The sequence below is a fragment of the Microbacterium sp. KR10-403 genome (assembly GCF_040196215.1).
Classification (GTDB): Bacteria; Actinomycetota; Actinomycetes; order Actinomycetales; family Microbacteriaceae; genus Microbacterium.
Genome location: NZ_JBEGDC010000001.1, coordinates 14,171 through 36,077, shown reverse-complemented (window position 1 = coordinate 36,077; position 21,907 = coordinate 14,171). Strand labels below are relative to the sequence as shown.

General features: G+C 70.5%; 24 protein-coding genes and 1 pseudogene. 13 read left to right on the top strand and 12 right to left on the bottom strand.

All coding sequences use genetic code 11. The annotated features are described in order from the left end of the window. Nucleotides 1-40: 40 nt before the first annotated feature. From rpmB to ABMQ42_RS00185, 5 genes are all read left to right on the top strand, one after another. Nucleotides 41-277 (top strand): 50S ribosomal protein L28, encoded by a 237-nt coding sequence (gene rpmB / locus ABMQ42_RS00205; RefSeq protein WP_228179498.1) that lies wholly within the window; start codon nt 41-43, stop codon nt 275-277. Continuing rightward, complete coding sequence (gene rpmG / locus ABMQ42_RS00200) at nt 277-447, top strand: 50S ribosomal protein L33 (RefSeq protein WP_029145259.1); 171 nt, start codon at nt 277-279, stop codon at nt 445-447. Before rpmB ends, rpmG begins: the two co-directional genes overlap by 1 nt. A 4-nt stretch (nt 448-451) precedes the next feature. Continuing rightward, complete coding sequence (gene rpsN / locus ABMQ42_RS00195; RefSeq protein ID WP_349720555.1) at nt 452-757, top strand: 30S ribosomal protein S14; 306 nt, start codon at nt 452-454, stop codon at nt 755-757. 526 nt (nt 758-1,283) lie between these two features. Next, nucleotides 1,284-1,571, top strand: coding sequence for an HU family DNA-binding protein (locus tag ABMQ42_RS00190; protein ID WP_275278049.1), 288 nt, complete (start codon nt 1,284-1,286; stop codon nt 1,569-1,571). A 199-nt stretch (nt 1,572-1,770) separates the two neighbouring features. Continuing rightward, nucleotides 1,771-3,741 carry a bifunctional copper resistance protein CopD/cytochrome c oxidase assembly protein gene (locus tag ABMQ42_RS00185; protein WP_349721496.1) on the top strand — a complete coding sequence of 657 codons (1,971 nt, stop codon included), beginning with the start codon at nt 1,771-1,773 and terminating at the stop codon, nt 3,739-3,741. 18 nt (nt 3,742-3,759) lie between these two features. Here the strand turns inward: ABMQ42_RS00185 and ABMQ42_RS00180 are convergent, their stop codons facing one another. Then, nucleotides 3,760-4,848 carry a hypothetical protein gene (locus ABMQ42_RS00180; RefSeq protein WP_349720554.1) on the bottom strand — a complete coding sequence of 363 codons (1,089 nt, stop codon included), beginning with the start codon at nt 4,846-4,848 and terminating at the stop codon, nt 3,760-3,762. 203 nt (nt 4,849-5,051) lie between these two features. Between ABMQ42_RS00180 and ABMQ42_RS00175 the strand changes: the two genes are divergently transcribed. Beyond that, nucleotides 5,052-6,410: an ATP-dependent DNA helicase gene (locus ABMQ42_RS00175; protein ID WP_502884562.1), complete on the top strand. Its 1,359-nt coding sequence runs from the start codon at nt 5,052-5,054 to the stop codon at nt 6,408-6,410. A gap of 15 nt (nt 6,411-6,425) precedes the next feature. Here ABMQ42_RS00175 and ABMQ42_RS00170 read toward each other — a convergent pair whose 3' ends face one another. Then, nucleotides 6,426-7,079 carry a biliverdin-producing heme oxygenase gene (locus ABMQ42_RS00170; RefSeq protein WP_349720552.1) on the bottom strand — a complete coding sequence of 218 codons (654 nt, stop codon included), beginning with the start codon at nt 7,077-7,079 and terminating at the stop codon, nt 6,426-6,428. 80 nt (nt 7,080-7,159) lie between these two features. After that, nucleotides 7,160-7,465, bottom strand: coding sequence for a DUF2470 domain-containing protein (locus ABMQ42_RS00165; protein WP_349720551.1), 306 nt, complete (start codon nt 7,463-7,465; stop codon nt 7,160-7,162). A gap of 100 nt (nt 7,466-7,565) precedes the next feature. On the opposite strand from ABMQ42_RS00165, the gene ABMQ42_RS00160 reads away from it, so the two are divergent. Both ABMQ42_RS00160 and ABMQ42_RS00155 read left to right on the top strand, forming a co-directional pair. Next, the gene (locus tag ABMQ42_RS00160) at nt 7,566-8,858 is read left to right on the top strand and encodes a serine hydrolase domain-containing protein (RefSeq protein WP_349720550.1); all 1,293 of its coding nucleotides are present in this window, start codon (nt 7,566-7,568) and stop codon (nt 8,856-8,858) included. Between the two features lie 62 nt (nt 8,859-8,920). Next, a pseudogene (locus tag ABMQ42_RS00155) lies at nt 8,921-9,724 on the top strand (EamA family transporter); the annotation flags it as partial. 257 nt (nt 9,725-9,981) lie between these two features. On the opposite strand, the gene ABMQ42_RS00150 reads toward ABMQ42_RS00155, so the two are convergent. The 3 genes from ABMQ42_RS00150 to ABMQ42_RS00140 are packed head-to-tail and all read right to left on the bottom strand — an operon-like array spanning nt 9,982 to nt 11,812. Further along, nucleotides 9,982-10,743 (bottom strand): hypothetical protein, encoded by a 762-nt coding sequence (locus tag ABMQ42_RS00150; protein ID WP_349720548.1) that lies wholly within the window; start codon nt 10,741-10,743, stop codon nt 9,982-9,984. Next, complete coding sequence (locus tag ABMQ42_RS00145) at nt 10,740-11,225, bottom strand: DUF6114 domain-containing protein (RefSeq protein WP_349720547.1); 486 nt, start codon at nt 11,223-11,225, stop codon at nt 10,740-10,742. Before ABMQ42_RS00145 ends, ABMQ42_RS00150 begins: the two co-directional genes overlap by 4 nt. Next, nucleotides 11,216-11,812 carry a DUF6230 family protein gene (locus ABMQ42_RS00140; protein ID WP_349720546.1) on the bottom strand — a complete coding sequence of 199 codons (597 nt, stop codon included), beginning with the start codon at nt 11,810-11,812 and terminating at the stop codon, nt 11,216-11,218. The genes ABMQ42_RS00145 and ABMQ42_RS00140 overlap by 10 nt, the downstream gene beginning before the upstream one ends. Nucleotides 11,813-11,912: 100 nt before the next feature. On the opposite strand from ABMQ42_RS00140, the gene ABMQ42_RS00135 reads away from it, so the two are divergent. The 5 genes from ABMQ42_RS00135 to ABMQ42_RS00115 all read left to right on the top strand — a co-directional run bounded on the left by ABMQ42_RS00135 (nt 11,913) and on the right by ABMQ42_RS00115 (nt 16,167). After that, nucleotides 11,913-12,509 carry a TetR/AcrR family transcriptional regulator gene (locus tag ABMQ42_RS00135; RefSeq protein ID WP_349720545.1) on the top strand — a complete coding sequence of 199 codons (597 nt, stop codon included), beginning with the start codon at nt 11,913-11,915 and terminating at the stop codon, nt 12,507-12,509. A gap of 299 nt (nt 12,510-12,808) precedes the next feature. Continuing rightward, nucleotides 12,809-13,312: a universal stress protein gene (locus tag ABMQ42_RS00130; protein ID WP_349720544.1), complete on the top strand. Its 504-nt coding sequence runs from the start codon at nt 12,809-12,811 to the stop codon at nt 13,310-13,312. Nucleotides 13,313-13,316: 4 nt separating this feature from the next. Further along, a complete protein-coding gene (locus ABMQ42_RS00125; RefSeq protein WP_349720543.1) occupies nt 13,317-13,733 on the top strand; it encodes a fluoride efflux transporter FluC in 417 nt (138 codons plus the stop codon). Then, nucleotides 13,730-14,104 carry a fluoride efflux transporter CrcB gene (gene crcB / locus ABMQ42_RS00120; protein ID WP_349720542.1) on the top strand — a complete coding sequence of 125 codons (375 nt, stop codon included), beginning with the start codon at nt 13,730-13,732 and terminating at the stop codon, nt 14,102-14,104. The genes ABMQ42_RS00125 and crcB overlap by 4 nt, the downstream gene beginning before the upstream one ends. A gap of 185 nt (nt 14,105-14,289) precedes the next feature. Then, the gene (locus ABMQ42_RS00115; RefSeq protein ID WP_349720541.1) at nt 14,290-16,167 is read left to right on the top strand and encodes a penicillin-binding transpeptidase domain-containing protein; all 1,878 of its coding nucleotides are present in this window, start codon (nt 14,290-14,292) and stop codon (nt 16,165-16,167) included. Nucleotides 16,168-16,308: 141 nt separating this feature from the next. Here the strand turns inward: ABMQ42_RS00115 and ABMQ42_RS00110 are convergent, their stop codons facing one another. The 6 genes from ABMQ42_RS00110 to ABMQ42_RS00085 are packed head-to-tail and all read right to left on the bottom strand — an operon-like array spanning nt 16,309 to nt 21,902. Continuing rightward, nucleotides 16,309-16,917, bottom strand: a complete 609-nt coding sequence (locus tag ABMQ42_RS00110; protein ID WP_349720540.1) for an alkylhydroperoxidase domain protein — start codon at nt 16,915-16,917, stop codon at nt 16,309-16,311. Nucleotide 16,918: 1 nt separating this feature from the next. Further along, on the bottom strand, nt 16,919-17,506 hold the full coding sequence (locus tag ABMQ42_RS00105) for a CMD domain protein (RefSeq protein WP_349720539.1): 588 nt from the start codon (nt 17,504-17,506) through the stop codon (nt 16,919-16,921). Next, entirely contained in the window at nt 17,499-18,524 is a 1,026-nt protein-coding gene (locus tag ABMQ42_RS00100) for a putative FMN-dependent luciferase-like monooxygenase (RefSeq protein ID WP_349720538.1), read from the bottom strand. The genes ABMQ42_RS00105 and ABMQ42_RS00100 overlap by 8 nt, the downstream gene beginning before the upstream one ends. Then, nucleotides 18,521-19,249 carry an ABC transporter ATP-binding protein gene (locus ABMQ42_RS00095; protein WP_349720537.1) on the bottom strand — a complete coding sequence of 243 codons (729 nt, stop codon included), beginning with the start codon at nt 19,247-19,249 and terminating at the stop codon, nt 18,521-18,523. Before ABMQ42_RS00095 ends, ABMQ42_RS00100 begins: the two co-directional genes overlap by 4 nt. Continuing rightward, nucleotides 19,246-20,103 (bottom strand): ABC transporter ATP-binding protein, encoded by an 858-nt coding sequence (locus ABMQ42_RS00090; protein WP_349720536.1) that lies wholly within the window; start codon nt 20,101-20,103, stop codon nt 19,246-19,248. Before ABMQ42_RS00090 ends, ABMQ42_RS00095 begins: the two co-directional genes overlap by 4 nt. Beyond that, nucleotides 20,100-21,902: an ABC transporter permease gene (locus tag ABMQ42_RS00085; protein ID WP_349720535.1), complete on the bottom strand. Its 1,803-nt coding sequence runs from the start codon at nt 21,900-21,902 to the stop codon at nt 20,100-20,102. Before ABMQ42_RS00085 ends, ABMQ42_RS00090 begins: the two co-directional genes overlap by 4 nt. Nucleotides 21,903-21,907: the final 5 nt, after the last annotated feature.

The window sequence follows — 21,907 nt, the reverse complement described above, 5'->3', positions numbered from 1 at the left end:
TGACGCCGTCCGGCGTCACGGTACAGAAGGAGACATCACCATGGCTGCAGTGTGCCAGGTGACCGGAGCGGTTCCCGGCTTCGGTCACAACATCTCGCACTCGCACCGCCGGACGAAGCGCCGCTTCGACCCGAACGTGCAGAAGAAGACCTACTACGTGCCCTCGCTCGGTCGTAAGGTCACCCTTAACGTGTCCGCCAAGGGCATCAAGGTGATCGACGCGCGTGGCATCGAGTCGGTCGTGAAGGACCTGATCGCGAAGGGTGTGAAGCTCTGATGGCCAAGAAGGCACAGGACGTCCGTCCGATCATCAAGCTGCGTTCGACCGCCGGCACGGGGTACACCTACGTGACGCGCAAGAACCGCCGCAACAACCCCGACCGCATCGTGCTGAAGAAGTACGACCCGGTGGTGCGCAAGCACGTCGAATTCCGAGAGGAGCGCTGATCTCATGGCCAAGAAGAGCAAGATCGCGCGCAACAACCAGCGTGCCGAGGTCGTCGCCCGCTACGCCGAGAAGCGCGCCGAGCTGAAGAAGCAGCTCATCGACCCGAACGCGACCGACGAGCAGCGCGAAGCCGCTCGGGTCGGCCTGCAGAAGCTGCCGCGCGACGCGTCGCCGGTGCGCCTGCGCAACCGCGATGTCATCGACGGTCGCCCGCGCGGCCATCTGTCGAAGTTCGGCATCTCGCGTGTCCGCTTCCGCGACATGGCGCACCGTGGCGAGCTGCCCGGCGTGACCAAGTCGAGCTGGTAAGACCCGCTTCACGAAGGCCGGAGCCCCTCAGGGGTTCCGGCCTTCGTCGTCTCCGCGGGCCGCGGTATCCCCCTCCCGCCGCGGTATCCCCCCGTCCGCCCTTCCTCCCCATGAGAGAACAACTGACGGACGAGAGATAGGGAAATACCCGCATCCTCGTCCGTCCGTTGTTCTCTCACCGATGCGGGGGGACCGGAGAAGGGACAAGGAGGGGGGAGAGGGACGCGGCCCGACGACGGCGTCGAAACGCAGAGTCCACGCGTGCGCGCGGCCCGGCATTCCGGCAGATGAGGCGCAGATTCGGGATGCCGCGGCCCCCGGCATCCCCATCCGTCACTTCTGTCACACCCGGCACACCCCTCAGCCCGACACGCCGGACGAATATGCCGAGGATGCCCCGAAATCCGCATGATTCCGCGGATTCTTGGTACATTCGGACCCGGTCGCAAAGACCAGCCGGGGGGCACAACGTCTTCCGGTTCCGTAGACAAAGGCGGCGGGTCCGCCGTCTGGAGGACACACCCACATGGCTGACAAGTCCATCACCAAGACCGAGCTCGTCGCGAGCATCGCCAGCGCCACCGGCCAGAGCCAGGCCACCGTCTCGGGCGTCCTGGACTCGCTCTTCGCCACGGTCTCCGAGGCCGTCGCCAAGGGCAGCAAGGTCTCGATCCCCGGCTGGATCGCTTTCGAGCAGGTCGCGACCGCTGCCCGCACGGGCCGCAACCCGCAGACCGGCGCCGAGATCAAGATCCCGGCCGGCAAGCGCGTGAAGGTCACCGCGGGCTCGAAGCTGAAGGCTGCCGTCAAGTAAGACGGACGTCGACGCAGGGGGATGCCGCAGCTCGCGGCATCCCCCTCTCGCGTTCTCGCCCAGATCGATGGGCGTCACCCCTCTCTCGGCCGCTTAGGCTTGAGGGGTGATCCCCGCTGCCCCTCCGCGCGGCACGAATGCGCCGCGCGGGGCCTCCGCCGGCGCGGGCTCGGCCCGCGTGCTGCGGGCGGTCGGGCCCGTGCTGCTTCTCGTCGCCGCCCTCGTCGCGGCGCTGTGGGCGCTCGCCTACGGCGGCGGAGCCGCGCCCCTGCCGCTCGGCGACCCCGGTCCCGGCGTGCGCTGGGGGCTGCCGCTGGTCACGATGGTCGTGAACCTCTCGGCCGCCGGGATGTGCGGCACGCTCGTGACCGCCCTGTTCGCGCTGAAGGTCGGCGAGAAGCCGTTCGATCTGGCGCTGGGGGTGGCGTCCCTCTCCGCCGGCGTCTTCACGGTGGCCTCCGCCGCCACCGGATTCCTCACCTTCGTGCTCACGTTCAACCCGACCGTGGGGCTCGACAACACGTTCGGCTCGCAGCTGGGCAGCTGGCTGACCACGACCGAGGCCGGCATCACCTGGCTCATCACGACGCTGGCCGGCGCGGTGCTGACGATCCTCACGTACGTCGCCCGCGGCTGGACGGCCACGCTGCTCATCGCGATCTTCGCGCTGGCGTCGCTGATCCCGATGGGCACGCAGGGGCACTCCGGAGACCTGGCGTCGCACAACATCGCGGTGACGGCGATGATCATGCACATGATGGGCGCCGCCGTCTGGATCGGCGGCCTGGTGCTGCTGGTGGTCGTGCGTCCGCTGCTCGACAAGGACCGGATGGCCGACGTGCTCGGCCGCTACTCGAGCATCGCCATCGTCGCGTTCGTCGTGGTCGCCGTCTCCGGCATCGCCCGCGCGATCGTCGGGCTGGGCGGCGTCGCCGGCCTGTTCACGTCGGGATACGGTCAGCTCGTCCTGGTCAAGGCCGCGGCGCTCGTGCTGCTCGGCCTGCTGGGCGCGGTGTACCGCACCCGGCTGATCACGCGGGTGCGGCAGGATGCGGCATCCCGCCGTCGCTTCTGGGGCTTCGTGGTCGTCGAGCTGACGATCATGGGCCTGGCCAGCGGCGTCGCGGTCGCGCTCGCGCGCACGCCCCCGCCCGCGGGCGCCGAGGTGCCCCTGTCGGAGACGCCCGCCGAGATCCTCACCGGGTCGCCGCTGCCGCCCGAGCTGACGATGGCGCGCTGGTTCACGCAGTGGGACATCGACCTGCTCTGGGCGGTCGTCTGCGCGTTCGGCGCGTTCTTCTACCTCGCCGGCGTCCGGCGGCTGCACCGCCGCGGCGACAAGTGGCCGGTCCAGCGCACGGTGTTCTGGCTGCTCGGCCTCGCACTGCTGGCGTGGGTCACCTGCGGGCCGCTGAACGCCTATCAGGACTACCTGTTCAGCGTGCACATGATGGGGCACATGCTGCTGACCATGGCGATCCCGATGCTGCTGGTGCCGGGAGCGCCCGTGACGCTCGCGCTGCGCGCGATCGAGAAGCGCCACGACGGCACGCGCGGTGCGCGCGAGTGGATCATGTGGGCGGTGCACAGCCCGTACGCGAAGGTCATCACGAACCCGATCGTGGCGGCGGTGATCTTCGGGGCGTCCCTGTGGATCTTTTACTTCACCGACCTGCTGCGCTGGGCGATGTACGACCACCTCGGTCACGAGTGGATGATCGTGCACTTCCTCATCTCAGGGTACCTGTTCGTGCAGTCGCTGATCGGCATCGACCCGGTGCCGTCGCGGCTGCCGTACCCGATGCGCATCGTCATCCTCATCCTGGTGATGGCCACGCACGCGTTCTTCGGCATCACGATCATGATGCACACCGGGCTCATGGTCGCCGAGTGGTTCGGCTCGATGGGGCGCACCTGGGGCGCGACGCCGATCGCGGATCAGTACGTCGGGGGCGGCATCGCGTGGTCGGTGGGGGAGATCCCGACGCTGATCCTCGCGGTGATCGTGGGCATCGAGTGGGCGCGCAACGACGAGAAGGTGCAGAAGCGCCGCGACCGGCACGCCGACCGCACCGGCGACGCCGAGCTCGCCGCCTACAACGAGCGGCTCGCGGCCATGGCCGATCGCGACGCGCGGGCGGCCGAGCGCGAGGCGCGGCTGGGCTCCTGAGCGCCGGGCGCGCTCAGCTCACGAGCCGGGTTCGCTCACCCGGATCGACGCGGCGCCGTTGGCGCTGATGTCGATCGTGCCCACGAGGGTGAAGGGCACGTCCTCGTCGAGGTGCGTGATCGACCCGTCGTAGATCGACTGGATGTCGACGACGATGTGCGCGTCGCCCTTGGTCTCGGGGATCGCCCAGCCCTCGCCGGAGGGCACGACGGTGACCTTCGGCGCCTTGTCGATCGACCACTGCGGCAGCCCGTCGAGCCGGTTGTGCACGACGTAGCCGAACGGGCATCCTGTCGGCTGGAGCACCTGCTGCGTCGCGCACTGCTCGAGGAAGTCGTCGACACGGTCCTGCACGACCGCGACGAACTTGTCGGTCGGCTTGGTCTGCACCTCGACCGGGACGTCCTTCATCGGCGCGTCGGAGAGCACGGCGAGGCCCGGCGAGTACGAGATGGTCGTGTCGACGCGCACCGAGTACAGGCCGGGCGAGAAGACGAGCATCGGCACCGGATCGGCGGGGTCGACGGCGGTGCCGGCCAGGGCGACCTGGCGCTTGTCGAGGCGGAAGTCGTTGACCTGGAACGTCATCGACCCGTGCACGCTCAGATCGATCACGGCGAGCGGGCTGCGCGCGAAGCGCCACGTCGGGATGAACCCCGCACGGCCGTCGGGCGAGACCTCGAACGTCGTGACCCCGGCGTACCCGCCGGCCTTGTAGGTGACGGCGACCGCCGTGTCGCCGTCGTCCTCGCGCGTCTCGGAGACGACCTGCACATCGCTGAGCGTCGACAGGGCGGCCTGGCGCAGCAGCGCCTCGGACGCGTTCTTCGGCAGCCCGTTCTTCTCGAGCTCGGAGCGGTCGATGGCCACGCCCGGCACCTTCAGCGCATCGGCGGCATGTCCGCTCGCCAGCAACGACAGATAGTGCTGCACGAACGCTGACGGGCTGTAGAGCGCCCGGTAGACGAAGAAGCCGCCGACCGCCAGGGCCGCCAGCAGGACGACCACCGTGAGCCCGATCGCGATCAGATCGCGCACCGGATGGCCCTTGCGGGGAGGGATGCCGGGAGCCGGCGGCGCGCTCGGCTCGGGCTGCGGAGGGGGCATGGTTGTGACACCCACCGGCGGGGCCGGCGGGCCGGAGGGTGCGCCCATGGGCGTCGCTGCGTCCAGCGCCTCCTTTTTCACGGCTCCAGTCTAGGAAACGGCATCGGCCGCAGCCTGAGGAATGACGCAGAACGACGGGGCGCGAGGGACCGTCTGTGGAGAACCGGACGGGATGCGGCATCCACCCCCGTACCATGGATCGGGTGACCGCTCCCTCCCTCTCCGCCGAGCAGGAGGAGGTGTTCCGCCTCATCGAAGACACCCGCGACCACGTGTTCGTGACCGGGCGCGCCGGCACCGGCAAGTCGACGCTGCTGCAGCATCTGGCCTGGAACACGCAGAAGCAGGTCGCCGTCTGCGCTCCCACCGGGGTGGCGGCGCTGAACGTCGAGGGGCAGACCATCCACTCGCTGTTCAAACTGCCGATCGGGCTGATCGGCACGAAGGACGAGCCGCAGTCCGACGCGACCCGCAAGCTGCTGAACGCCATCGACACGCTCGTGATCGACGAGATCTCGATGGTGAACGCGGATCTGATGGATGCCGTCGACCGGGCCCTGCGCACGGCCCGGGGCCGGCGCGCCGAGCCGTTCGGCGGCGCGCAGCTCGTCATGTTCGGCGACCCGTACCAGCTCGCCCCGGTGCCGCCGCGCGGCGACGAGGCGCGCTATGTGAGCGACCACTACCGCTCGTTCTGGTTCTTCGATGCGCACGTGTGGGCGGGGGAGGCGCCCGACTCGTCGGGTCTGCTCGACCTCGGACGGCACGGCGCCGAGCTGCACATCCGCGAGCTGCGCGACATCCATCGTCAGTCCGATCCCGGCTTCAAGGCGATGCTCAACGCGGTGCGGCACGGCCGCGTGACCGCCGACATCGCGAAGGTGCTCAACGACACCGGCGCACGGCGCCCGCCCGAGCCGGGCGCGGGGGAGGCACCGATCATCACGCTGGCCACCCGCAACGACCGGGTGACCGCGATCAACCAGAAGCACCTGAACGCGCTGCCCGGGCGCGCCCAGACCGCCGTGGCCGAGGTCAACGGCGATTTCGGACGCGGCGACGCCTACCCCGCCGACGTCGAGCTGCAGCTGAAGATCGGGGCGCAGGTGATGTTCCTGCGCAACGACATCGCGTCGAAGGGCGGCCCGCCGCGCTGGGTGAACGGCACGATCGGCACGGTGACGCGCATCGCGGGCGACACCGTGCGCGTGGACGTGGACGGTGAGGAGCACGACGTCGAGCCGAGCGTGTGGGAGAAGTTCCGCTACGCGTACGACCCGCGCACCAAGGCGCTGACGCGCGACATCGCGGCGGAGTTCACGCAGTTCCCGCTGCGGCTGGCGTGGGCCGTGACGATCCACAAGTCGCAGGGCAAGACCTACGACCGCGCGATCATCGACCTCGGCGCCGGTGCCTTCGCACCCGGGCAGACGTACGTGGCGCTGTCGCGGCTGACCTCGCTCGACGGGCTGTACCTGACGCGCCCGCTGCGGCCGCGCGACATCCAGGTCGATCCGGACGTGCAGCGGTTCATGGCCGGGGTGCGCACGGGTGCGGCCTGAGAGCGGCCGGCCGGCTCAGGCGACGAGCTCGTCCTTCGCGGCGGCGAGGTCCTCGAACAGCTCGGTGTTGAAGCGGTAGGCCAGAAGCACCTCGTCGATGACGCGCTCGCGCTCGACGTCGTCCCAGGGGGCGGCGTCCAGCTGCTCGCGGTACACGTTCTTGAACTCGGCCGGGTCGGCGATGTCGTCGAAGAGGTAGAAGCCGATGCCGTTGGTCTCGAAGCCGAAGCGGCGCTTCATGACGCGGCCGATGAACAGGCCGCCCGACAGGTCGCCGAGGTAGCGGGTGTAGTGGTGGGCGACGAAGCCGCCGGCCCAGACGGCGCCGACCTGCGAGATGCGCTCGACATAGCGACGGGTGGCCGGCAGCGGGGCGATCTGGTCGCGCCAGTCGGGCCCGATGAGGAACTCGAGGTCGGCCTCGATCGCGGGCAGGCGGGTCAGGCGGTCGCTGATGAAGGGCGCCGCGACCGGATCGTGGCGCATGCGCTCGGTCGCGGCTTCGAGGGCCGCGTAGACGTACCAGTGCTGCACGACGAGGGCGATGTAGTCCTCGCGGGTCCCCTCGCCGCGGAGCAGGTCGGACATGAAGCCGGAGTGCTCGCTGCCCGAGTGGGCGGCGCCCGAGCGCTCACGGAGTGCGGTCGAGAAGGAGATCGGCTGCGTCATGCCTTCACTATAGCTGAAGATAAGGGTTGCCTAAGCTAATTTTTCGCGCGCGTAGGAAATGACGATGGATGCCGCGGCCCTCAGTGCGAGCGCGCCTCCACGCCCAGGCGCGCGCACGCCTCGCGATAGACGAGCACCACGGCCTTGCGCACCGCGGGGCGCTCGCTGATCGGCCCGCCCGGCCACGGCACGCGCACGGTCGTGCCCGCGGCATCCGCCCCCGTCGCCTCCCACTCGCCGGCGTCGCCGTCCAGACCGGTCATGCGCGCGGAGACGGCGTCGGGCTCGCCGAACGCGCGCACGATGAGCAGGTTGTCGTCGGTGTGATCGCCGTTCATGTGGTTCAGGATGGCGGTCACGGCGTCGGCGTCGAAGGTGTGAGGCATGCGGCAAGCCTATGTAACGACGGGACACCTGGGCCCGTCGGGAGCGGGCTGCGGCCGCAAGGTGTGTTTGAATGCTTATGCACGATCACGGGGGGTGAGGATGCACATCCGCTCGGGAATGAAGCGCGCGACGGTCGCCGTCGTCGCCGCGGTCGCGCTCACCCTGGGACTGGCGTCCTGCTCGGGCGACGCCGCCGCCGGCGGGCTTGCCACGCTCGCCCCCGACAGGGCGCTGCCCTCCGACACGCAGAAGCAGCTGCAGAGCGCCGTCGAAGACGCCATGACGGCGACCGGGTCGTCGGGCGCGATCGTCGGCGTCTGGGTGCCGTGGAGCGGCAGCTGGCAGAAGGGACTGGGCACCGTCTCACCCGACAGCAAGACGCCCGTCGACGTCGACATGACGTTCCGTGCGGGGCCCGTCACCCGGGCGATGACCTGCGATGTGCTCTACACGCTGGCCGACAAGGGCACGGTCAAGCTCGATGATCCGGTGACCGACTACGTCGGCGGGATGCCGCAGTTCACCGACGTGACGCTCACGCAGCTGTGCGACGGGACCAGCGGGCTCGGGTCGTACGACGCGATGCTGGAGGACCAGTCGGTGACGAACCCCGCGCGCGCGTGGGATCCCCGCGAGCTCGTCGGCTACGGGGTCGGCGACGTGTCGGGCGACGTGAAGCCCGGCATGAGCTATCGCGACTCGGACGCCGGATACCTGCTGCTCGGCCTCGCGCTCGAGCGGGCCACCGGCAAGACCCTGGCCGAGCTGTACGAGAAGGACGTCTTCGCTCCCCTCGGCATGTCGCACACGCAGTTGCCGGGGGATGCCGCGGCACTGCCCGTCGTCGATTCATCGGCCGCGCTGCACGGCTTCTATCTGGCCTCCAAGACCAAGTCCGGCGCCTACGAGTGCACGAAGCAGACCGACATCAGCGAGGCCTCGGCCAGCTACGGCGGCGCCGATTCGGGGGTCGTCAGCGACATCGCCGACCTGGCCACCTACGCCCACGCGCTGGCGGCGGGGACACTCGTGCAGAGCAAGACCCGCTTCGCCGCGCCGCTGCAGCTCTCGTCGTCGCTGCCCAGCTGGATCACGACCAGCGGCGGGGCGGTGCAGGCCGGCAGCTTCATCGGCGAGTACGGCTCGGCTCGCGGGTATCTGACCGCGGCGTTCTCCGACCCGAAGAGCGGACTGACGGTCGTCGTCGTGCTGAACAACTCGACGGCCGGCGACACCGTGATCGCCGCCCTGGCCCGCGAGCTCGCGGCGATCGCCGTGCAGGCGCCCGCGACCTCGGGTGAGAAGGCCGTAGCGGTCGGCATGCCGTGGACGGCCGCACAGGCACACGACGTGATCGCCGACGAGGCGATCTGCGCCGCACCCGAGAAGTGAGCGGCGGGGCGCGCCCCGCCGCGTTCTGGGCGACCGGGCTCGTCGTCGCCGGCGAGCTGTGCATGGATGCCGGCGCCGCCATCGCCGTGCTCGTCTTCCCGGCGGTGGGGCCGCTGGGCATGGTGATGCTGCGGCTGGTGTTCTCGGCGCTCGTCCTGCTGGCGCTCACGCGCCCGCGCCTGCGTGCGCGCACGCGCGACGACTGGCTCTCGGTGCTCGGCTACGGCGTGGTGCTGGCCACGATGAACGGGCTCTTCTACCTCGCGCTGCAGCGGCTGCCGCTGGGCGTGACCGTCACCATCGAGGTGCTGGGGCCCCTCGTGCTCTCGCTGGTGATCAGCCGCCGCGCGAGCGCGTGGCTGTGGGCCGCGGTCGCGTTCGCCGGGGTCCTGTGCCTCGGCGGCGGGGGATGGGACCGCATCGACCCCCTCGGCGTGCTGTTCGCGCTGGGTGCGGCCGCCAGCTGGGCCTTCTACATCCTCGCCGCGGCGCGGGTCGGCCGCCGCTTCGCGAAGCTCGACGGTCTCGCCATCGCGATGGGCATCGGTGCCCTGCTGTCCCTGCCGTTCGGCATCGTCGCGGCCGGATCAGCGCTGCTGAGGCCCGAGGTGCTCGGGCTGGGCGCCGCCGTCGCCCTCCTGTCGAGCACCATCCCGTACGCGTTCGAGCTCATCGCCCTGCGGCGTCTGCCGGCGTCGGCGTTCGCGGTGCTGATGAGCATGTCACCGGCGACCGCGGCGCTCGCCGGCCTCGTGCTGCTCGGGCAGCAGCTGGTGCCGCTCGAGCTGGTCGGCATCGCGTTGGTGATCGCCGCCGGCATCGGGGCGGTGCGATCGGGGGTGTCGGAGGCCGCGGCATCCCCCGTCGAACCCCCCGTCGTGACCGGACCCCTGACCCTGCCGGGTGCCATGGTGGCCGACCCCGCGGGTCCGCTGGCGGCGCTCAACCCGCCGCTGACCGGCCCGATCGAGACGCTGCCGCCGCCCGACGAGCCCGAGGAACCCTTCGCCCAGCCCCTGCCGTGAGCCCCGCCTCCGCTCTGCGCCTCGCGGTGTGGTGCGGCGGCAGGGCGGGGTGCTGCGAGCGAGCGACGGGGCGGGATGCCGCAGCCCGCGGCATCCCGTCACTCGTGCATCTGCTGGTCGGTGTTCGTGTAGGTGATCGAATCGGCGCTGGAGCCGACCAGGCCCAGTGTCACCCGCAGCAGCTTCGGGGTGACGCCGTCGGCCGGCGGCGGTGTGTCGGCGCCGAGGGTGTACGACGCGCCGCCGGCGGTGGTCGCCGTGAGCGAGTTGACGTACACGTTGACGTTGCCCTCGAGCGTCATCGTGTCGGCGGTCGTGACGAGCTTGGGGCCGGTCGCCGCGCGCACGGTGAGGCTGAACCCCTTGATCGTGATGCGGTCGGCCCGCAGCCGGATCGCCGTGACCTTCTTGCCGTCGGCGGTCGTCAGCTTCACGAGCGCTATGCCCTTCAGGCCCGAGAACGACAGCGAGTCCGATCCCAGCTGCGCGGCCGGCTGGGTGAAGATCTGGCTGTCGTCGTCTTTGATGAGCGACCAGGTCTTGGGTGCGGCCTCGGCCTTGTCGTCCTTCTCGGACGTGTCGTCGCTCGTCGTGTCGTCGCTGTTTGCGTCGTCACTCTTCGCGTCGTCACCGTCGCCCGGCTCGGCCGTGGCCGACGCCGACGGGGTGGATGTCGCGTCCGGCGTCGCCGTCGGGGTGGGGGTGTCGGACGGCTCGGGCGTCGGGTCGTCGCACGGCCAGATCACCGGGATGCAGATGTGGGCCGACGCCGGGGCGGCCGTCGCCACGGACGACCCGGCGAGCAGGCTGCCGACCACCGCGGCCACGCCGACCAGCGCGCCCGCGCGCCGGCCGCTCATGCGTCCGCTCCGGGCGAGGGCACGTCGGCCGGAGCGACGTCCACCGCATCACCCGCGTCGGCGTCACCGGCCGCGCGCTTCGCTGCCCGCGGCATCCACGCCACCACCATCACGCCGCCGATGCAGCCGAGCAGCATCCCGAGCACGAACCCGCCGAGATTCACGCCGACGAGCGAGTACACGGCCACGACCAGTGCGAGCACGCCGTAGAAGACGTGATGGGCAGGCATGGCGATCGCGAGAGCGCCCAGCAGCACGAGCGCGATCGGGATGACGGTCGCCTGGAATCCCTCGATGCCCAGCTGCACGTGGATGTGACCGAGGTCGAGCTGTCCTGAGAAGAACATCTCGACCCCGGCGAGCACCACGAGCACGCCGCCGATGAACGGACGGCGCCGGCACCAGGCGATGAACCGCGACCACGCCGTGGGGGTCGCGGTCGCACGGCGCCGCTGCTGCTGTGTCACGGTGCTCAGAAGCATCCCTTCGATCCGTCCGTGAGCTTCAGCGACATCCCGCTGAGCGTGAACACCGATGCCTGGGTGCTCCACGCGGTCTGCTCGAGGTTCTTGATGGTCACGGTGTCGGCGTCCTGCGCGAAGTCGCCGGCCGAGCCCTTGGCCTTCGTGTTGACGGTCGAGGCGTCGACGCCGATGCGGATGTTCTTGAACTCCGCATCGCCCTCCAGGCCGGTCATGCCGATCTGGAGGTCGGATGCCGTGGCCGGCGTCTTGCCGCCGCCGGCGGTGATCAGCAGGCCGACCTTGCCCAGCGGGGTGTCGGTGATGACCGACTGGCAGAGGTCGTTGAGCGTCGCCGACTTGATGTTCGCGATGGCGACGGCGTGGTGGTTGCCCTCGGTGTCCTGGGCGACGCCGGCGTACTGCGAGAAGCCGGTGCCGTCGAGCTGCGAGGCGCTGATCTGGAACTGCGTGCCCGACACGGCGAACGAGACGGGCACCGCGCCCTGGGCGACACCGGCGGTCAGCAGGGTGACGGCGGCGGCGACCGGAACGGCGGTGAGGATGACACGCCCGTGGTGCGAACGGGCGAAGCTGCGGAACGACATCGGACCTCCTGGTTCTGGCGCGACGTCGTCGTCGCGTCCGGGATGAGCATAGAGGTCTTATTGACCAACAGTCAACAAGCGGGAGGATTAGGCTCCTTTCATGCCCGAGGATCGCCGCCGCCGGCTCACCCCGCAGGAGCGCCGGGCGCAGCTGGTGGCGCTCGGCGTCAACTTCCTGGCATCCCGGCCCCTCGAAGAGCTCACGATCGAAGAGCTCTCCGAGAAGGCGGACGTCTCGCGCGGCCTCGTCTTCCACTACTTCGGCTCGCGTCAGGGGCTGCACCGCGAGGTGGTGCTCACCGCGCGCGACAGTCTGCTGCGTGCGAGCGAGCCACGTCCCGAGCTGCCGGCGCTCGAGCGACTGCACGACACGCTCACCCGCATCGTCGTGTTCGTGCGCGAGCACCGCGGCACGTTCTACTCGCTCGTGCGCGGCGTCGCCAGCGGCGACCCGTCGATCCGCGAGGTCATCGACCAGTCCCGCGACGAGAACGCGCGTCGGCTGCTCGGGGTGTTCACAGAGCTCGGGATGCCGCAGACCGAGCTGCTGCGCGTCGCGCTGCGCGCGTGGGTCGGGTTCACCGAGGAGGTGCTCGTCGAGCTCGCGGTCGAGGCCGAGCGCCCCGTCGAGGAGATCGTCGACTTCCTCGAGCGGAGTGTGCACGGCGTCGTCGCCGCAGTGGGCCGCGCGGCCTGAGTCCGCGGCATCCACCCCCTCCTCAGGCTGCCCCCGGCCACCCCCGAATCGGTGAGAGAACAACTGCTCGCCGAGAGAGCGGGTAATACCCGCATCCTCGTCCGTCAGTTGTTCTCTCACGGGAAGCGGGCGGGCGGGGAGACAGCAGAGGGAGGAGGGGATGCCGCGGGCCCGGCTGTGGCACACTGGACCCAGGCGGTGGTGGGGCTCACCGCGAACAACCTCGGCGCCGCCGACAACGGTCCCTGTCGCAGACGCCGCGCGTGCGCGGCGGGCTCGGCGACGGGACGGGAGCGCGGATGCAGGAGGACACGATGGGCACGATCCTCGTCGGGGTGCAGAAGGGCCTGCCCGACGCTGTTCTGCGCGAGGCCGCACGCCTCGCGCACGACCTGGGCGCCGACCTCGTCTGCGCGCACGTCGACCTCGAGCGCTACACGGTGGGCGAGCGGCTCGACGGCACGGCCGTGACCCGCTCGATCGACCCCGATCTGGCCGACGAGCGCGAGGGCGAGTTCGATGCGTCGCTGGCCGCCCACATCGACGACGTGCTCGCCGGCAGCGGCGTCGAGTGGACCGGCCGCGAGCTGGCCGGCGACCCCGGGCATGCGCTCGGCCGTCTCGCCGAGTCGGTGAACGCGCGGTACATCGTGGTCGGCACCCGCGAGGCGAGTGTGCGCGAGACGCTGCGCGAGTTCTTCCAGGGGTCGGTGGCCAGCCACCTCGCGCACCGGCAGCATCGGCCGGTCCTGGTCGTCCCGCTCAACCCGGTGGCAGGCTCCGAGCCGCTGCCCTGGGAGTGAGCGCGTGACATCGCCCGCGAACACACGACCCCTGCATCTGCGCTGGTCGTCGGTCGGCCTCGTGATTGCCGGCGGCTTCATCGGCACGCTCGTGCGCTACCTGGTCTCGATCGCCCTGCCCGAATGGGGCGGGATGCCGTGGCCCATCTTCCTCATCAACGTCGTGGGCGCCTTCATCCTGGGGTGGCTCCTGGCCGCACTCGCCCGGCGTGGACCCGACGTCGGCCGCCGTCGCGCCCTGCGTCTGTTCGCGGGCACCGGAGTGCTCGGCGGGTTCACGACCTACTCGACGTTCGCCGTCGGCACCGACGGGCTCTTCGTCACCGGTGACGTCTGGCCCGGGATCGCGTACGCGGTGGCGACGGTCGTCGTCGGGGCCGCGGCATCCCTCGCCGGCATCCTGCTCGGAGCCCGCCGGTGACGGGGCTGTGGCTCGCGCTGGCGGTCGCGCTCGCCGGCGGGATCGGCGCCGCGTGCCGCATGATGCTCGACGGCGCGGTCAAAGAGCGCGTGCGCGTGCCGTACCCGCTCGGCACGACGGTCATCAACGTGTCGGGGTCGCTCGTGCTGGGCTTCGTCACGGCACTCGCGGGACCGCTCGGCCCGTGGGCGGTGGTGCTGGGCACCGGCCTGCTCGGCGGGTACACGACCTTCTCGACCGCGAGCTACGAGACGGTGCGGCTCGCGCAGGAGGGCCGCTGGCGCGCGGCCGTCGCGAACGGGTTCGGGATGCTGGTGGTCGCCCTCGCGGCGGCGGCACTGGGCCTGTGGGTCGGGTCGCTGGTGTCGTGACCCACGCGGCTTCGCGCCGCGGGCTCGCCGGAAACCGGTGAGAGAACGACTGACGGCCGAGGGCACGGGGAGTACCCGCTCTCTCGGCCGTCAGATGTTCTTTCGCCGACGGTGGGGTGGTGGGATGCCGCGGAGCCGAGGCAGGCGCCGCCGCGCTGTCCGCGGATGCCGATACATTGGCCGATATGCCCCACACTCCCTCCACGCGGTGGACTCTGCGCGTCGCCGCGGCCGTGACCCTGTGCGTGCTGGCCTCTTCGCTCGCCGCCTGCACCGCCGTCGACGAACCCGATGTGAAGGCGCTGGGCAAGGCGCTCGCGTCGGGAGACTTCAGCCACGTGCAGCTGAGTGGCGCGTCGGCGCAGCAGGCGGCGAAGGAGTACTCCGACATCGTCGCGGGGCTCGACGGGATGAAGCCGTCGGTGAAGATCGACGCCCCGAAGGTCGAAGACGACCGCGGCACCGCTCGCGCCCACTGGAGCTGGCCGACGGGCAACGGGAAATGGGCCTACACGACCACGGTCACGTCCACCAAGAAGAACGGCAAGTGGTACGTCGACTGGGCGCCGTCGCTCATCGAGCCCGACCTCGTCGCCGGCGACGTGCTGCGTCGCAAGACCGAGGCGCCGGCGCGCGCCGACATCCTCGGCAGCGGGGGCACCGCGTTGATCACGAGCCGGCCCGTCGTGATCTTCGGCATCGACAAGAGCCACGTCACGCCCGAGCAGGCGGTGACCTCGGCCGGTGAGCTGGCGCGGGTGGTGGGCGTCGACGTCGACGACTTCGCCGCGCGCGTGAAGTCCGGCGGGGCGCAGCAGTATGTCGAGGCGATCACCTATCGCAAGGACCAGGTGCCCGCATCGGCCGCCGACCTCTCCGACATCCCCGGTGCGCTCGCGGTGTCGAGCTCGCTGCAGCTCGGGCCGTACCGGGGGTTCGCCGGTCCGCTCCTCGGCGCGGTCGGCCCGGTCACCGCAGAGATCATGGAGAAGAACCCCGGTGAGTACCAGACGACCGACACGGTCGGGCTGAGTGGGCTGGAGCAGCGCTACGACGCCGAGCTGCGGGGCATCGCCGGGGTGCAGATCAGCCGTGTACCGGCCGACGGCGACGCCACAGTGCTCTTCACGGCCGAGCCGAAGCCCGGGGCACCGCTGCAGACCACGCTGGACGAGCACCTGCAGACGATCGCCGAATCGGCGCTGAAAGACATCGGCCCGGCCAGCGCGCTCGTGGCGATCCGCCCGAGCGACGGAGCGATCCTGGCGGCGGCGAACGGCCCGGGCACGGGTGCGTTCGACGCGGCCCTCAACGGACAGGTGCCGCCTGGCTCGACCTTCAAGATGTTCGACACGCTCGCTCTCCTGCGCGCGGGGCTGACCCCCGATTCGAAAGTCGACTGCACCGAAGATGCCGTCGTCGACGGCTACCGTTTCGTGAACGACTCGTGGTATCCGCCGTCGGCTGTCGGCAAGATCCCCCTGAAGACCGCGATCGCCCAGTCGTGCAACACCGCGATGATCAACGCCCGCGACACCATCGGCGACGTCACCGCGGCCGCTCAGAGCCTGGGCTTCGGCATCGCCTCCGTGCCGGGGGTCGACAGCTTTCCCGGTGAGATCCCCGACGCCGGCTCCAACACCGAGGCCGCAGCCGCGGTGATCGGGCAGGGAAAGGTGCTCGCCTCGCCGCTGGCGATGGCGGCCGGGATCGCGTCGATTCAGGCCGGGCACACGGTCGTGCCCACGCTGTTCCCCGCCCAGCCGGCGAAGGTGCCCGACGCCGTGACGCCCCTGAGCGCCGATGAGGCCCGGCAACTGAAGACCATCTTCCGGCAGCCGGTCGTCGACGGCACGGCCGTCGCGCTGAAGGATGTGCCCGGCGCGCCCGTCATCGCGAAGACCGGCACCGCCGAGTTCACGCAGGACGGCAAGACCGAGGTCCACGCGTGGATGGTCGCCGCCCAAGGCGACCTGGCGATCGCGGTCTTCGTGGACACGGGGGAGAGCGGCGCCGACACCGCCGGCCCCATCGCGAAGGCGTTCCTGACCGCCGCGCGCTGAGCCCGCGCCCGCTGAGCCCGAGCACACTGAACCCGGGCCCGAAGAGCGCGCACCGCCGAGCCTGCGCGCGCCGAGCGCGCACCGCCGAGCGTGCCCGGACCGGAGTGTGCCGTCAGCGCGTCGCGGTGACGCGCCGCATGCTCAGGCGCCGGGCGGCGTCGGCTCGCCGAGCGAGAGCATGAGCCGGTTCGCCCAGTTGAAGAACGCCGCACTCTGGACGACGTCGACGATCGCCTGGTCGTCGAGCCCGACCGCGCGGAGCGCGTCGACGTGCGCCGCGCCGAAGTGCGACGGCGTGGCCGTCAGCGCGGCCGCCGCTTCGATGATGGCGGTCCAGCGCTCGTCCTGCTCGCCGTCGATGCCCTCGTCGAGCAGGCGCTGCACGTCGTCGCGTCGCGACGGGGCCTGCAGCGACGCGAAGCGCGAGTGCACGGACGCGCAGAAGAGACAGCCGTTGGTGCGCGAGGTCGCGGCCGCCGACAGCTCGCGCTCGGCCCGCGCGAGCCCCGCGTCGGTGTTGTAGAAGATGTCGTTGTCGGCACGGGTGCGCGCCCCGAGCACGACGGGGTCGCGCACGAGCAGCCGGAAGTAGGGGCTGGCCGCGCGAGAACGCTCGACGAGCGCCGTGTAGTCGTCTTCGGTGAGCTCGGACTCGGGCTTCGGCTCGAGCCACGGCACCCAGCCGAGCTCCTCCTGGGTGAAGGCGTTCGGCCTCGGGAGATCGGGGTGACGGATGACCTGCTCGCTCATCTCAGAGCGCCTCCTTGAGGACGGCGAGTCCGGTGACGACCCGCAGCTGGAAGTGGATGAAGGCGACCAGCTGTGAGACGGTCACGACCCCGTCGGTGCTCCAGCCGGCGTCCAGCAGCGACTGCAGGGCGTCGGGGCTCGCATCTCGCGGCCGGAAGGTCAGCAGGTGCGCGTGCTCGAGCGCCGCCGCCAGACGACCGCCGACGACGGCACGCAGCTCGTCCGTGGCGTTGTAATGCAGGCCCTCCTCGTCCTCGACGCTGAGCGGGCCGGCCGGGTACGCACCGTAGGGACCGGTGGTGGATGCCGCGGGCAGCGCCGCGTCGAGCGCATCGGCCACGGTGGCGTCGACGTCCGCCACGAGCGCGCGGTAGTGCGCCGCGAGTGCGGCGGCGCTGCTGAGCGCGGCCACCCAGTAGCCGATGGCTGCGCGTTCGAGGGCGGTCGCCCGTGCGAGGTCGGCGGGTGCGGCGACGAGCGCGTCGTAGGTCGTCTGTGCGTCGGCACGGGCGACCGGTCGCTTGGCGCGCAGAGCGTCGAGCGGGTCGCCGGGCGCGATGCCGACGAGCGTGTCGATGAGGTCAGACATGGCTCTCCTGAAGGGCGGGCGACCAGCCGAGCGCGGGCGCGACCTCGGTCGCGATGAGCTCGAGCGAGCGCAGCAGCAGCTCGTGCGGCGGGTCGACGGGATGGGTCTGGAAGACGATGTCGGTCGCGTCGCGCAGCACGTGGTCCTCGGCGAGCTCGGCGATGACCTGTTCAGGGGTGCCGACGTGCACATCGAGCAGGGCGCACAGCTCACGCGGAGTCGCGGAGGACGGGATGTCGATGCCGAACTTGCGTGCGGCCGGGATCGAGCGCTCGATGCCGCGGGCGATGAGCCGGGCCGCGGTGGCCTCGTCGTCGACGACGACGAGGTTGCGCGATCCGAACACGCGGGGGCGCACGCCCTCGGGGAGCTTCTCCCGGTAGGCGTCGATGACCAGCCGCTGGGTGTCGGCGAGAGCCGAGAATCCGGTGCCGGTGGTGTGCGGCTGCGTCTTGGAGAGCATGAGGCCGAAGCCCGACTCGCCGATGCGCGCCGCGCCCTCGGCGGAGAAGGTCGCCTGCCACACGGTGTCGAGCAGCCCGGGTGCGGCCGGGTAGAGCGCGCCGCCGTCGGTCGTGAGCACGTCGCCGCGCAGCGCCGAGACGAGCTGCTCGAGGTGCCGCACGAAGATCGCCGGACGGTCCTTCGGATCGAAGCCGAACGGCGGGAACGAGCTGGGCGTGCCGCCGCTGCCGACGCCGAGCTCGAAGCGGCCGTCACTGAGCAGGGACAGGACCGCGGCATCCTCGGCCACCCGCAGCGGGGCCTCCAGAGGCAGCGTGATGATGCTCGTGCCCAGGACGATCCGCGACGTCTGCAGCGCCGCCTGCGACAGCAGCACGAACGGAGAGGGGAGCCCGCCTTCGTCCTCGTGGAAGTGGTGCTGGGCGACCCATGCGGTGTCGAAGCCGACCGCCTCGGCGGTGCGGATCTGCTCGAGTGCGAGCCGGTAGCGTTCGGCCGCCGGCGCCTCATCGAGGACGCGGGTGAAGAACCCCAGTCGCTGTCGCTGTGTCATCGGTCACTGCTCTTTCCCAAGTACGCCTCTTGGATCCTCGGATCGTCGAGCAGCTCCTGGGCGGAGCCGTCGACGACGATCTCGCCGGTCGCGAGGACGTACCCTCTGCTCGCGATCGACAGGGCGAGCTCGGCCTGCTGCTCGACGAGGAGCACGGCGACGCCGAGTTCGGAGTTGAGTCGCGCGATCTCGTCGAGCACCTGGTCGACGAGCTTCGGCGACAGGCCCATGGTGGGCTCGTCCATGCAGATCAGCCGCGGCCGGCTCATCAGCGCGCGGGCGAACGCGAGCATCTGCTGCTCGCCGCCCGAGAGCGTCCCGGCCTCCTGCCGGCGCCGCTCGGCCAGCCGCGGGAAGTGCGTGCGCATCCGCTCGATGTCTTCGGCGATCCCGGTCCGGTCGCGGCGGGTGTGGGCGCCCGCGTAGAGGTTCTCGTCGACGGTCATCTGCGGGAAGACGCGCCGGGCCTCCGGCACGCTCGCGATGCCTGCGCGGACGCGCTTGGCGGTCGGGCGGTGGGTGAGGTCCGCGCCCGCGAACGTGATGGTGCCCGCCTTGACCCTGTTCAAGCCGAGGATCGTCTTCATCGTCGTCGACTTGCCCGACGCATTGCCGCCCAGCAGCGAGACGATCTCGCCCTCGCCGACCTCGATCGACACGCCGCGCAGGGCGTGGAACGGGCCGTAGTAGACGTCCACCGAGTCCAGCGACAGCAGCGTGCTCATCGGGCGCCCTCCTCGTCGGAGTGCCGGCGACGGCCGAGGTAGGCCTCGATGACCGCGGGATCGCGTCGTACGGTCTGCGGGTCGCCCTGCGCGATGATGCGGCCGCCGTCCATGACGATCACCCGGTCGGACACGGTCATCACGAGGTCGAGCTTGTGCTCGACGAGCAGCATCGTCTGTCCTTCGGCCTTCAGCTCGAGCAGCTGGGTGAGCACCTCGGCGGTCTCGGACTGGTTCATGCCGGCCGTCGGCTCGTCGAGCACGAGCAGCTTGGGGCGCAGGGCGAGCGCCCGCGCGATCTCGGTGCGCCGCCGGTTCGCGTAGCTGAGCGTGTACGTCGGGTCGTCGCGACGAGGGCCGAGCCGCGCCTCGAAGCGATCGATCTCGCGGTCGATGACGGCGTCGACCTCGCGCCGCTCACGCCGGGCGCCGCGCGTGCCGAAGATCGCGACGAACAGCTCCGCCAGCAAGGGGATCCACCGCAGCAGGAACAGGTGCGACAGCCGCCGGAACGGACGGTGCGCGTGCAGGGTGGAATGGATGCCGACCTCGATGTTGTCGGCGACCGACAGCGTCGCGAACACGCGGCCGTTCTGGAAGGTGCGGGCGATGCCGTGCTCGGCGATGTCGACGCTGCGGGCGCGGTCGATGCGCGCTCCGTCGAGCGTGATCGTGCCGCTGTTCGGGCGCAGCGCACCCGTCACGAGGTTGAGCGTCGTCGTCTTGCCCGACCCGTTCGGGCCGATGATCGAGACGACCTCGCCCTGAGCGACGTCGAAGGAGACGCCGCCGACGGCCGTGAGGCCCTCGAAGCGGCGCTCGAGGCCGGTCACCTGAAGCAGCGCGTCGGTCATGAGTTCCTCACCAGGATCCCGCCGGGACGGAACCGCACCACGAGGATGAGGACGAGCCCGTAGACGATGATCCGCCACTCGGGGGCGAACCGCAGCAGTTCCATCGCGCCGATCAGGATGATCGAGCCGACGACCGCACCGTAGGGCAGGCTGATGCCTCCGAGGATCACGATCGTCACGACCAGCAGCGACATGAGCATCGTGAAGATGGTCGTGTCGATGTACGTGTACTGATGCGCGAGCAACGAGCCGCCGATGCCGGCGAAGAACGCCGAGACGGCGAACGCGAGCGCCTTGTAGTCGCGCACGCGCACGCCCGACGCAAGGGCCGCGACCTCGTCGGAGCCGACCGACGAGATCACCCGGCCCAGGTGCGAGCGGCGCAGCCGCCACATGACCAGCAGCGTCAGCATCAGCACGACGAAGTCGATGAGGTAGTAGGCGAGCGGGGTGCTCAGCGGGATGCCGGCGATCGAGGGAACGGGGATGTCATAGATCGCCCGGGGGACGATCAGCTGGATGACCGCGACGATCGCGATACCCAGGCCCAGCGTGGCGATCGAGATGTAGTGGCCCTTCACCCCCCAGATGGGCGAGGCGAGCACCGATGCGATGACGGCCGCGATGACGCCGGCCAGCGGCAGGGCGAACCAGAACGGGATGTGCGCGTACAGGCTCAGCATCGCCGACGCGTACGCGCCGATGGCGATGGGGCCGGCCTGGCCGAGAGCGAGCACACCCGCCTGGCCGGCGGTGACAGTGAAGCCGGCCGCGATGATCGCGTAGATGAGCACCTGCGTGCCGGTGGTGAGCAGGTAGTTGCTGCCGACGATGGGGATGACCACGCCCCCGACGACGATCGCCGCGATCCACACCCATCGGGGGATGCGCAGGGGGCGGCCCTTGCCGAGGAAGGTGCCGGTCAGCGGCTCGGTAGAGATGAGCGGCACCTTGCCCAGCAGCCCGCCGGGGCGCACGACGAGCACGACGATCAGGATCACGAAGACGACGATCTGACGGGCGGCGTCGCCGAACGCGTAGATGCCGAACGCCTCGAAGATGCCCAGCACGAACCCGCCGATGACGGCGCCGACGAGTGAGCCGAGGCCGCCCAGCGTCGCCGCGACGAACGACGTCATGCCGATGTTCAGCCCCGAGGTGGGGTTGACGACGCCGATGTAGAGCGAGAAGAAGATGCCCGCCAGCCCGCCCAGGGCCGAGGCGATGACGAACGAGAGGTTCTGCACGGGGCCGACGGGAATGCCCATCTGCAGGGCGGCCTCTTGGTCCTGTGCCGTCGCGCGGATGGCGCGGCCGGTCTTGCCGTACTTCAGGAACAGCGACATCGCGACCATGACGACGGCGGTGACGGCGAGCATCACGATGTCGGAGGTGCCGATGCGCATGTTCCCGATGTGCAGGTTGCCTGTCGGCAGGACTTCGGGGAAGACGCGGAACTGCGCCGAGAATGCGAGCTGCGACGCGTTGTCGAGGACCTGTGAGACCGCGTAGGTGGAGAGCATGGCCGCGAGCGGCAGGTACTTCGCGAGGGGCCGGACGACGGAGATGTTGATGACGAGTCCGAGCAGTGCGCAGATGATCAGCACCAGGGGGAGGGCGATCCAGAACGACAGCTCGAGCTTGACGACGAAGAACCATGCCAGCATGGCGCCGAGTCCGAAGAAGGAGAACTGTGCGAAGTTGACGACGTTCATGACGCCGAAGACGAGGGAGATGCCGACTGCTCCGAGGGCGTAGACGTTCCCCCGGAGCAGCCCGGCGATCAGCGTGTCGAGCATGATGA